The 11,699-nt window shown below is 40.4% G+C and carries 8 protein-coding genes; 6 read left to right on the top strand and 2 right to left on the bottom strand.

The window, feature by feature from the left end; genetic code table 11:
• Window positions 1-283: 283 nt before the first annotated feature.
• The gene (locus DWX43_RS06985) at window positions 284-1,780 is read left to right on the top strand and encodes a response regulator (RefSeq protein WP_182440644.1); all 1,497 of its coding nucleotides are present in this window, start codon (window positions 284-286) and stop codon (window positions 1,778-1,780) included.
• Window positions 1,781-1,801: 21 nt separating this feature from the next.
• On the opposite strand, the gene DWX43_RS06990 is transcribed toward DWX43_RS06985, so the two are convergent.
• Together DWX43_RS06990 and DWX43_RS06995 are read right to left on the bottom strand one after the other, a co-directional pair.
• Window positions 1,802-2,905 (bottom strand): sugar ABC transporter substrate-binding protein, encoded by a 1,104-nt coding sequence (locus tag DWX43_RS06990; RefSeq protein WP_118619650.1) that lies wholly within the window; start codon window positions 2,903-2,905, stop codon window positions 1,802-1,804.
• The gene (locus DWX43_RS06995; protein WP_182440645.1) at window positions 2,899-4,644 is read right to left on the bottom strand and encodes an ATP-binding protein; all 1,746 of its coding nucleotides are present in this window, start codon (window positions 4,642-4,644) and stop codon (window positions 2,899-2,901) included. The genes DWX43_RS06990 and DWX43_RS06995 overlap by 7 nt, the downstream gene beginning before the upstream one ends.
• A 326-nt stretch (window positions 4,645-4,970) precedes the next feature.
• On the opposite strand from DWX43_RS06995, the gene DWX43_RS07000 reads away from it, so the two are divergent.
• The 5 genes from DWX43_RS07000 (at window position 4,971) to DWX43_RS07025 (ending at window position 11,656) form a co-directional block, all read left to right on the top strand.
• A complete protein-coding gene (locus DWX43_RS07000; RefSeq protein WP_182440646.1) occupies window positions 4,971-6,341 on the top strand; it encodes an MFS transporter in 1,371 nt (456 codons plus the stop codon).
• Window positions 6,342-6,358: 17 nt separating this feature from the next.
• A complete protein-coding gene (locus tag DWX43_RS07005; RefSeq protein ID WP_118619656.1) occupies window positions 6,359-8,923 on the top strand; it encodes a glycoside hydrolase family 2 TIM barrel-domain containing protein in 2,565 nt (854 codons plus the stop codon).
• Between the two features lie 27 nt (window positions 8,924-8,950).
• Entirely contained in the window at window positions 8,951-10,264 is a 1,314-nt protein-coding gene (locus DWX43_RS07010) for a glycoside hydrolase family 30 protein (RefSeq protein WP_118619658.1), read from the top strand.
• A 388-nt stretch (window positions 10,265-10,652) separates the two neighbouring features.
• Window positions 10,653-11,069 (top strand): helix-turn-helix domain-containing protein, encoded by a 417-nt coding sequence (locus DWX43_RS07020; protein ID WP_243099265.1) that lies wholly within the window; start codon window positions 10,653-10,655, stop codon window positions 11,067-11,069.
• A complete protein-coding gene (locus tag DWX43_RS07025) occupies window positions 11,066-11,656 on the top strand; it encodes an ATP-dependent Clp protease proteolytic subunit (protein ID WP_118619660.1) in 591 nt (196 codons plus the stop codon). The genes DWX43_RS07020 and DWX43_RS07025 overlap by 4 nt, the downstream gene beginning before the upstream one ends.
• Window positions 11,657-11,699 lie beyond the last annotated feature (43 nt).

The following is an 11,699-nucleotide window of genomic DNA, read 5'->3' on the forward strand; positions in this document are numbered from 1 at the left end:
AATCACCCCTTTTCCATTTTAGATAATAGCAAGTAAATTCTGATAGATGGATATCGTGGCAGTATCATCTGTCAGCGTCAGAACCTGTCCGGTTATTTACGTATCAAGAATATCATGCTTTTCTTTCGAAAATAAGACGAAAATATTTTAATTTTGTTTAATATATTTACAAACGGAAATTACTTTATGTATAATAATTGTAACTGTTTTTAGTTCTGAATGGTTACTCATCGCTGCAATACATAAAAATATATTTGTACGTATCAGAAAAGGAGATATGGACATGGAGAAAATTAAATTGATGATAGTAGATGATGAATTTCTTGCGCTTGACAATATCCGGACATTGGTAGATTGGAGCTCGTTTGGCTATGAAATTGTAGCGACTGCTTTGAATGGGAGGCAGGCTATATCAAAATACGATCTGTACCACCCCCAGGTCATTATCAGTGATATAGATATGCCAGTTATGGATGGCATCGAACTTTCAAGATTAATAAAGCAGCGTGACGAATCTGCCGTTGTTATTTTCCTTACCGCATATGCCGAAGTAGATTATCTGAAAAGTGCTTTTCAAAATGGTGTACAGGATTATCTAATTAAAGATGAAATCACTCCGGAACTACTTAAAGTAAAATTTTTGAAAATAAAAGAGCATTTGGAAAAAAGTCTTCATCACAAAAGACTGGATCTGAGAAATGAGTTGGAAGTATTTTTTAGAAGTAGTGATAGTGTGATGCCCGAAGTCAAAGAAAATTTTCTGCCTCTCCTTCTGTATGATGACTGCGATCTTCCACTTCTTGATGTAGTGTTTCCAAGGCAGGAAAAGACTTTCCCGGCTGCTTCCGAAAAATTAAAGAGATTTTGTGAACATATGGAAGAGCGATGGGTTTCCGTCCGCTATACGATTGCGCTTCCGGACTATAAGTATCTTTTGCTTATCACCCCGCCCATTGGCGGGAGTTCTTTTTTAAATACAGTACGGGATATCCGGCACTTTTCAGAAAAGCTTTTAAAATTGCTGCAGAAAGAATTCTCACGCTCGTTCACAGTGTTCATGTCTACAGTTCCGATGGATATATTGAAAATGCGTGATTTTATGCAGTCACATTTGTTTGAAACAAATGTGAAATATCTGCTCGGAATTGGAAGAGTCTATGAATTTTCCAGTATTCCGTTCCAGAGGAAAGCTGTATTTAACAGGTCACTTATGACGGCTATTGATGACAGCAGCAATCCTGAAATTATCAGTTCCCAGCTAGCTTCTCTTTGCAGCCATTTGAAAGCCGGGGGTACTTATAATGATCTGCTGTTTGTGTCTGAACATCTGGCAGATTCATTGCGGAGATTCGGGTTATCACCTGTTCGTTGTGAACCTTTGCGAAATACCGATGAAATCTTTACATGGTTCGGACATATGTTTATGGATGCTGCAGACTTATTGAAAAAGAACAGCAATCTTTCCCGTGAAATTCAAAAGGTGGTAAGATATATTGAAAAACACTACTCAGATGCATCTTTATCGCTCCAGGAAATTGCTTTAAATGTAGGATTTAGCCAGGCACGTCTGTGCACACTGTTTAAAAATGAGATGGGGATTACTCTGTGGGAATATCTGACAGAATATCGTATAGAACGTGCTAAAAGGCTCCTTACGGAAGGAGAATGTAAAATCTATGAAGTTGCTGAATCTGTAGGATATTCCTCCAGCCAATACTTTAGTCAGGTATTTCTCCGGCTCACAGGACATACCCCGGCAAATTATAAAAAAGGTCTTTGAGTTTATAAATGCCATTATCGTTCAGTTAAAATAGATATTTTCTTCCGTACATATATTTACAAAGTTTTCATATGTCAATTCCTGATTATAGCTTTTTAATAGGTGCAGTGCTCCTGTTTTGGTAAAAGGCCAGACTTTGTCTGCCATCATTTTTTCATATTGTTTTACCTCTGAAACTTCATTCAGTGTATAAAATGGAATCTCAATAGATATGGGTTCTTCAGCAAGCGGAGTTCCTGAAAGTTCATTCAAAAGCATGAGAGAGGAGTAGAACGTCATGACGCTGTGACCTCCGCTGACCAGTGAAAGTGTTCCCTCTCTCATCAGTTCCGGCATATTCTCACAAAAATCGATGCTTCCAACCTTTATCTGTCTTGTCTTTCCTGTCTTGTCTAAAAATTCTGAAATTCCATTAATATAATCCTGGGTTCCTCCGATAATGATGACGCCATCTATCTGAGGTGATACTGTAATTAGATCATTCATCAGTTCACCCACTGTATCGGATGTTACAATCCCCCGGGTTGTTTGTACGACTGAAAGCCCGGGCAGTTCACGACATGCGCGCCAAATCCCTTTTTCCCGTCCTGCTGCCGTTGAATTATCTGAAAGATATGAAAATACAACAAGCTGCCTTGCACCCTTGGCATAAAGGTTTGCCACTGTCTGGTAGCCCAGGCGTTCGTTATTGACATAAGTTTCACCCACATAATAAGGATTTGTTTTTAGCTCCTCTTGTATGGTTTCCTGTTGTATCCGGCTATCCCATAGTACGAATGGAACTTTATATTCCCTGCATATTCTGGATGTCTGAAGAACACAGGGATCTGACATTGCACACAGGCTGATTCCATCGCATCCTGCTTCCAATAATTCCCTCACATCGGAGATCTGGTCTTCCATTGTAATAGCCCCCGTTTTAACGCACAGTTCTCCTCCGGAAGCTTCCACTGCTATCCTTGCGTAATCAATGCTGTCTTTCCCGTGGGTTTCTGTATCGGACCAGACAACAAGCCCAATCTTGAAAAACTTTGGTTCAGACGGTATTTTTTTATCGCCGGAGCATCCGGATATGGCAGCCAATATTGCTGCAAATAGCAGCCCAACTCTTATTTTTTTCAACATAGATCCTCCCTGGAAAATTCGGAATGTTTTGGAAAGCTGATAGATACTACGGTTTCTATATCTGGTTTACTTTCGAAGCTCATCTCTATCCGGCCATCATAAATATATGACAGGCGTTTATATATATTGGATAAACCGATTCCTTTTCCCTTTCTTGTTTTCGACTTGCTCCAGTCATGACGATTCAGTAATTCTAGTTCCTGAGAGGGGATTCCGGCTCCATTATCTTTCACTCTGATATGAATTCTGTTCTCAGTCTGCCGCACAGTTATTTTTATTTTCCCTTCTTCATCTTCCTTCATTGATATCCCATGATAATAAGCATTTTCAACTAACGGCTGCAAAATACTCTTTGGAACCTTTAGTCCCTTTGCAGCGGAATCAATATCCCATTCCAAAACGACTCTGTTCTGGTACTTGTATTTCTGAATAACACAATAAGCCTCAATAATTTTTATTTCCTGTACCAGGCTGTCAAATATCTCAACGTCCTCTATCCGCAGTTTATCCTTCAGCATTTTAATAAATGCCGTATTAATCTCTACAATATCCTTGGCTCCGGAACGCCTTGCAAGATATGTAACGGTATTCATAGTGTTGTAAATAAAATGTGGGTCCATCTGTGCAATTAGAAGATTGTATTTCATCTCCTCTTTTTCTTTGCGGTCTTTTATAATCTGGCGGATGTTCGCTTCCAGTCTTAAGGTAAGGCTGTTGAACTGCCGGCAAAGTTCTTCTATTTCGTCATTGGTCTTTGCAACACTGACTGTATTCAATGAATCGCCGGTGCTTCGCTGCATTTCTACAGTAAGGTTTCTGATAGGTCTCACCAGCCGGGAGATGACCGGAATCATTAAGAGGACTGACAAGAGAATATAGAAGATTGCAAACAAAATCAGCAAAACCAGATAAGTATTATCGCCTCCCAACAGTTTACTGTAAGAGACATAGGTGAATAAATGCCAGGAACAGTTGAGCAGGCTGGCGGTTATGATTCCCTCTGATTCAAGATCTTCCGCATTCAGGTAAGACATTTCCTTTTTTTCAAGACAGCGGTCTATATTATCGTGTCGGTCTGATTGATAAAAAGGTTCAAAGTTTCCATCTGTCCATACGAATTCCTGAAAACTGCTGTTACTCTGCTCCATAGAGTGTATAAGATCATTCATATTAAATCGCAGCAGAATGCTTCCGCTGGTGGAATCCGGTAGGGAAAAGGCCGTATAATAATATGATATCATAGTTGATTCTCCATAATAGCCATCCGACATGACAGGACCGGAAAATCCTTCATAATTGTCTGTAGTCTGTGCCATATGATACCATTCTCTTAATTTCGGCTGCTCAAGTTCGTTTCCTGTATCCAACAGGATCGACTTGAAAACATCCCCGTCATTCATAGTAACACCGATTCCATAAATATTATTGAATGGTGCAATATAATTGTTGAGTTTCAGTTTAATTTCTGCCTGATATGCTGCATCCTTGCTTTTGCTGTCATAGTCCTCAAAAATCTCCGGTAAAATGATATCGCTTAGCTCAAGGCCGAAGGAACGGATATTGGAAAGGGTATTATCTACCCGTGTAGTAATCTGCGAAGTAATATTCTGGGAATCTGTTGCCATATTGTCTTTTAGAGCAGGAAAAAGGACTGCGGCACATACCAGTATTGAGAAGAAAAGTCCCAATATGCAGATAAATGCAGCCTGCCGGATTAGTTTTTTTCCTATTTTTGACATGAGAGCACCTCCGGACTTTTCAACAACTTTCTGATAAATAGTATAAATCATACTAAATATATTGTCTATATTTCCACATATATCATATATATTTCGTGAAAATACACAAAAAATAAAACTCTCTAAATTTATTCTTGCGTTTTTCTATACCTTGAGGTTATAATTACTGCAAGCAAGTAAAGTGTGTTTTTCCTGTTTGTGGCAGAACAGAAAAGCAAAAAGGTCAGAATGATTTTATGAAACCGGTCGATAGTACCGGTTTTTTTTATTGTCAAAAATGACAGATTTTATCTATAAGTCCGGTGAACAAAGGAGGAATAAAAATTTTGATTAACAAAGGAAAATCTACCATTAAATTTGGTGAAAAATTAGCCTATGGCTGCGGAGATTTTGCAAGTAATCTGGTTTATGTCAGTATTAGTTCTTTTCTGGCTTTCTTTTACACGGATGTCGCAGGCATTTCAGCTTTGACAGTAGGGACCATTTTCTTGATTTCCCGCATATTTGACGGAATCAGCGATTTGGCTATAGGTATTCTTATGGAAAAAGTACATTTCAAAAATGGGAAGGCCCGCCCCTGGATTCTCTGGATGGCTGTCCCTTATGGTATTGGTGCAGTACTGTTGTTTTCAGTTCCTAATCTCGGTCACATGGGCAAGATTATCTATGCATTTGTAACCTATAATCTTGTTACTACTGTTATATTCACCGCTATCAATATTCCATATGGTGTGCTGAACTCATTAATTACACAGAATCAGTATGACCGGGCCCTGCTGAATACTTATCGTATGGTATCCGCATATATTGCGGCAATCCTTGTGGCGGCAGTTACTTTACCAATGGTTTCAACATTTGGCGGAGGAGCCCGCGGCTGGACATTGACTTTTGCAATATTTGGCATTCTTGCAGTGCTTCTGTTTTTGGTTACCTACCGTTTTACGAAAGAACGTGTTTTGCAGCCTGCTTCGGAAACAAAAGGAGCTCCCAAATTTAAAACTACAAAAGCACTGAAATCATTGCTGAGAAATAAATATTGGCTTATTATCGTATTATTCAGCGTCGTTTTATATGCAGTCTATGCTTTGATGGGGATTTACACCTATTATGCAAAGTATATTCTGGGCAGCGAAGCATTATCCGGTCCAATGTTCACGATTCGTAACATTGTAGAACTTGGGGGAGTCATGCTTACAATTCCGATTGTAAAACGTCTGGGTAAACGCAATGTTTCCCTTGGTGCTTCTTTATTACTGGTACTGGGACAGATTATTATGATTTTTGCCCCCTCTAATTATACAGTCATTTTGATAGGGCTTTCTGTCTGTGGACTGGGAGTAGGTGCAATCTTCGGAGTTGTTTTTGCTATGGTCGCAGATACAATAGAATACGAGGAGTGGAGAAGCGGAATCCGCGCGGAAGGCCTTGTCTATAGTGCGGCAACGGTAGGCCAGAAAATGGGATCTGCCATATCCGGCGCAGCGATAGGCTGGCTTCTGGCTTTTTCAGGTTATCAGGAAAGCGCAGCTGTGGTAGTACAGTCTGAATCAGCGGTAGGTCAGATCAGTTTTATATTTTTATGGCTTCCACTAATACTCGGTATTATCATGGTAGTTTTAATGCTTTGCTATAAACTGGATCAGGAGTATCCCGCTATTATAGAAGTTTTGGAAAAACGGCACTCGGATGTTCAGTAACTTAAGGGAGGAATAGTATGAGGATACAAAATATTGACAGGGAATGGAAATTTTACAGGGGGATGGCAGATATTTATGGTTCTTATTCTGGAAATGAGACAGAGACAGTTGTAAATCTGCCCCACGATTACATGATTGAGAACGACGTGCTGGAGGATGCTCCGGCAGGAAGTGCAAGCGGATTCTATAATGCTGGGATAGCCTATTACAAAAAAACAGTCAACATACCTTCAGACTGGGTAGGGGAACAAGTATTTCTGAGATTTGATGGTGTTATGATGAATGCTACTGTGGATATAAATGGCTGCAAAGCAGAACTTCACCACTATGGATATACTCCATTTTGTGTTGATATCACCCCATATATTTACTATGGCCAGGATAATAATGTTCTTGTATTGGTGAATCCAAGTATGCAGCCGAACAGCCGCTGGTATTCAGGAGCCGGAATTTTTAGATCGGTGGAGATGATTCATGTACCGCCAGTTCATATAGTAAATGATGGAATCTTCGGATATACGAAGAAAATTTTATATGGAAATGGAGGAAAAGCTGCAACCGCATTTTTAAATACGGAAGTTTCTGTACGAAATACAACGGTTGCTGACCATATGGCAGAAATAGAGGTTTCTTTAGTTAGGGATGAGACGGATGAAACAGTGCTCACTAGACGGGCAAAGATACAGATAGATGCTGGTTCTGTCGAAACTGCATACATTGCAATGACGGTTGATGCCCCGGCGCTTTGGGATATTGATACGCCGTTTCTCTATCGGCTTACAGCCAAAGTGACAGATATCGGTGTTTTTAAAACGCGTTTTATCGAATCGGAGGAAAAGATTTCTGACTGTGATAGTACACTTTTTGGAATCAGGACAGTAACTGCAGATGTGCGGGGCGGTCTTCAGATTAATGGGAAAACTGTGAAGCTAAGAGGTGGATGCGTACATCATGATAATGGTCTTCTTGGTGCGGTATCCCTTTATGATGCAGAGGTCCGCCGAATACAGAAGATGAAAGAAGTTGGCTTCAATGCAATTCGTACAACACACAACCCTCCTTCAAAAATTCTTATGGAGGTTTGTGACAGACTGGGCATGTATGTGTTTGCGGAGGCTTTTGATACATGGGGGATTGGAAAACTACCAGGTGATTACAATCAGTTTTTTATGGCAGACTGGGAAAAGGATTTAGAAGCTTTTATGGTTCGGGACAGAAACCATCCATCTATTATTATCTGGTCGACAGGAAATGAGATACCAGAGCGGGGAGGGCTGAATCATGGTTATACTCTGGCCACAAAAATAGCAAAAAAAGCAAAGACCATTGATAGCAGCCGACTTATCAGTAATGGTATTTGTTCCTATTGGAGCGGTCTGGATGATGTTTTGATGGCGGAAAGTCTGGAGAAGATGGTCGAACACATGAAAGAAGGAGCGTTATCTTTACAAAATGCGGATGGAGGGAAAGCGGATACCAGTTGGGAGAAAATGTCAGAGGCATTTATGAACGGTCTGGATGTTGTGGGATACAATTATATGGAAGATAAGTATTTTATCGATCACGAAATGTATCCGGAACGTATCATCTTAGGGTCCGAGAATTATCCTAAAGAAATCGGGAAGAGATGGCCAATGGTAGAAAGAACTCCTTATGTCATAGGCGATTTTACATGGACGGCTATAGACTATATTGGAGAAGCAGGAATCGGAAAATCCTTTTTTATTGAACCGGATGACCCGAGACTGAAAAAAGGACTACTTGTATTTGATTCTTCAGCCTCACAGTTTCCATATCGTCTGGCAAATGATGCAGATATTGATATAAACGGTGTAATTCTGCCACAAGGTCATTATAGAAGCGTAGTTTTTGGTTCATTTGATACCCATGTATTTTCTTATGAACCTGCAAACTTTGGAAAAAAGGAACTGCTTAGTGAATGGGGGTTTACAGCGTGTGAAAAAAACTGGAATTGGATAGGAGACGAAGGAAAAGATATTTCTGTTATTGTATTTAGCCGTGCGGAGGAAGTTGAGATTATATTGAATGGCAGGACTGTTGGCAGGAAGAAGCAAGGAGAATCTCTTGGTACAGAAAATATACCTCTTACATTTGTATTTAATCTAAAATATGAGCCGGGCGAACTTATTGCAGTAAGCTATATGAATGGAGCGGAAGTATCTCGGGATAGCATTGCTACAGTTGGTGAACCTGTATCCTTAAAGGTATCTTTAGACAAAAATGTTATGGAGGCTGATGGACACAGCCTGATTTATGCTGAGATTGAAGTTACAGATGCTCAGGACCAGCTGGTGCCCAATGCAGAAATCCGTCTGTCTGCGTCCTGCGATGGAGCAGCAAAGCTTATAGGTTTCGGCTCAGGAAACCCAATTACCATAGAAAACTATGTTTCGGGTAAATTCACAACTTATAAAGGGAGATGCTGCGCGATTCTCCGTAGTGGATATGAAGCAGGGGAGGCATTACTGACCGTCAATGGTGATGGCCTGGGCAGCAGAAGTATAACTGTTAAGGTGAATAGGACAGTTATGAATGATTTGGACAAAATCCATGTAAAATAATGTAATGAAAAAGAAAGGATATGTATTATGATAAAAGTCATTCAATCGACACAGGAAAATAAATGGATAGAGAATACAAATATGAAAGACGGAGCCTCTTACTATCGTTTCGATATCACTGGAGAAAAACAGACAGTCAATGGATTCGGTGGTGCATTCAATGAGATAGGATGGGATGCGCTTCATAATGCTTCTGAAAGTATACGTGAAGAAATACTTGATGCCTTATTTTCGGAAGAGGGAACTGCATTTACGGTTGGCCGGATTCCAATTGGAGCCAGTGATTTTGCACTTAGCTGGTATAGCTTGTGCGATGAGCCGGAAGATTACGAACTGACCTCCTTTTCCATCGAACGTGATAAAAACTGCCTGATTCCTTATATAAAAGAAGCACAGAAACGTCAGCCGGATATGTGGTTCCATGCTTCCCCGTGGAGTCCCCCGGTATGGATGAAAACACCTCAGCGCTATAACGGAGGTACTATTAATAAAGATAGCAGAACGTTGGAGTCCTATGCAAATTATTTCAAAAAATTTGTTGAAGCATACGATGAGGAGGGAATTCATGTCAGCAGACTGTTCCCCCAGAATGAGCCGTCTTTTGAAATGAACTATCCTACTAGCATTTTTTATGGAAAAGATATGGCAGGGTTTATTAAAAATTATCTGGGACCTTTATTTGAAGCAAAGGGAATCGACACAGAATTATGGATGGGTACTTGCTGTTCTCCATACGATGCCTATGGCAACAGAGAGGGGGTGGAACATTCCTACGATAATTTTGCGAATATTGCCCTGTTGGATAAGGAAGCCCGGAAGTATATCAAAGGCATTGGCTATCAGTGGGGTGGGAAACATTCCATTGCACGTACAAGGGCGAGCTGGCCGGATATTGAATTAATGCAGACAGAAAATGAGTGCGGATATGGGGATAATAGCTGGGAGTATGCAGATTACATATTCGATCAGATGTGGACCTATTTCACATACGGAGTAACCAGTTATACCTACTGGAATATGATTTTGAAAGAAGGCGGATACAGTACATGGGGATGGAAACAGAATGCAATGATTACATTAGAAGGGGATCAGGTGACTTATAATCCTGAATTTTATTTAATGAAACATTTTTCTCATTTTATAAAATCCGGTGCGAAGCACCTTTCCTCTCAGGGAACATGGTCCGGTAACGCACTTGCCTTCCGCAATCCGGATGGACAGACAGTTATTGTTGCAGTCAATGCACTTGATATGGAACGTCCAATGACAGTTAGTGAAAATGGGAATGATGTAACAATCCAGATCCAGCCAAAAACGTTTAACACTATTTTGATTTCTTGATGTAATCGGAGAATGTCTTAAATGCATTCACGATATCATCCACGGAATTCCCCGGCTTAAATATTCATCCAGAAAAGCCTTTAAAAACGGGCTGCCTGCTGTGTTTTCATGAATATATTTTATGCCCGAGGAAGGGACATGGATACAATAGCGGCCTTTTTCTCCGGTTTCATTAGATTCAGCGAAGATTCAGGCAGCAGGCTATTCGTTACTGTTCACACAATGCCGTGCACTCTGTTGCACGGCATCGGGCCAGTAAAGTGATGGTCTCAAGGTACTGCTATTTTGACCGAGTTACAGACAGTGGATTTATAAAGATAGCAATTTATATTAAGACTGCCTTAATACAGCGTGTTATAATAAAATAACATCGTGAAGGGAGTTTAAAATGATGGAACATACAAATATCATAAAAAAGACAATTGACTATATAGAGAATAATCTGGATAGCCAGTTAAATCTGGATACAATTGCGAAAGAGGCGGGATATTCTAAATTTCATCTGAACAGAATGTTTTTGGAATGTGTTGGCTGTACGATATATAAATATATTCAGATGCGCAGGCTTACTGTAGCGGCTGAAAAACTTGTTTATACGAAAAAGCCTGTAATAGATATCGCCTATGAGGCAAATTACAGTTCACAGGAATCATTCACTTTTGCATTCCGACGATTGTACGGGCATCCCCCGCAGGAGTATAGGGCGATAAACGTCTATACTCCTAAATTCCATAAATTTGAGCTGAAAGGTAATCTCATTATGTTTTATAAGCCAGCTGTGAAATGTGAGGTGATTGCTGCATGAGTACATTACCGTATGTGATAGAAACAACAAGCAGGGGGGAAAGGAGTTATGACATCTATTCCAGACTGTTATCTGACAGAATCATCTTTTTGGGTGAAGAAGTAAACGATACAACTGCCGGTCTGATCACTGCGCAATTATTATTTTTAGAGGGGCAGGACCCCGGCAAGGATATAAGTCTTTATATTAACAGCCCGGGCGGTTCAGTGACCGCAGGGTTCGCTATATTTGATACGATGAATTATATAAAGTGTGATGTATCTACTATCTGTATCGGACTTGCAGCAAGCTTTGGCGCCTTCTTGCTGGCAGCAGGGACTCAGGGTAAACGATTCGCTTTGCCAAATGCTGAAATTATGATCCATCAGCCAGCCGTATCCGGGGGAATTAAAGGCCCGGCCAGCAACATTAAGATCATGTCGGACCATATACAAAAAAATAAGCAGAGATTAAATCGGCTGCTTGCAAAAAATACTGGCAGGACAATCGAAGAGATAGAGCGTGACACAGACAGGGATAATTTTATGACGGCAGAAGAAGCGAAAGCATACGGTTTAATTGATGCGGTTATTTCAAAACACGGGTAGAGAGAATAAGGTAAGTTAAAAAAGCGGGTCAGGCGGGGAGAAG

Source organism: Clostridium sp. AF19-22AC, from assembly GCF_003479085.1.
Lineage (GTDB): Bacteria > Bacillota > Clostridia > Lachnospirales > Lachnospiraceae > Faecalicatena_A > Faecalicatena_A orotica.

Coding starts and splice junctions, on each gene's coding strand:
- DWX43_RS06985 (WP_182440644.1), top strand. CDS start 284: ATGGAGAAAATTAAATTGATGATAGTAGATGATGAATTTCTTGCGCTT.
- DWX43_RS06990 (WP_118619650.1), bottom strand. CDS start 2,905: ATGTTGAAAAAAATAAGAGTTGGGCTGCTATTTGCAGCAATATTGGCT.
- DWX43_RS06995 (WP_182440645.1), bottom strand. CDS start 4,644: ATGTCAAAAATAGGAAAAAAACTAATCCGGCAGGCTGCATTTATCTGC.
- DWX43_RS07005 (WP_118619656.1), top strand. CDS start 6,359: ATGAGGATACAAAATATTGACAGGGAATGGAAATTTTACAGGGGGATG.
- DWX43_RS07010 (WP_118619658.1), top strand. CDS start 8,951: ATGATAAAAGTCATTCAATCGACACAGGAAAATAAATGGATAGAGAAT.
- DWX43_RS07020 (WP_243099265.1), top strand. CDS start 10,653: ATGATGGAACATACAAATATCATAAAAAAGACAATTGACTATATAGAG.
- DWX43_RS07025 (WP_118619660.1), top strand. CDS start 11,066: ATGAGTACATTACCGTATGTGATAGAAACAACAAGCAGGGGGGAAAGG.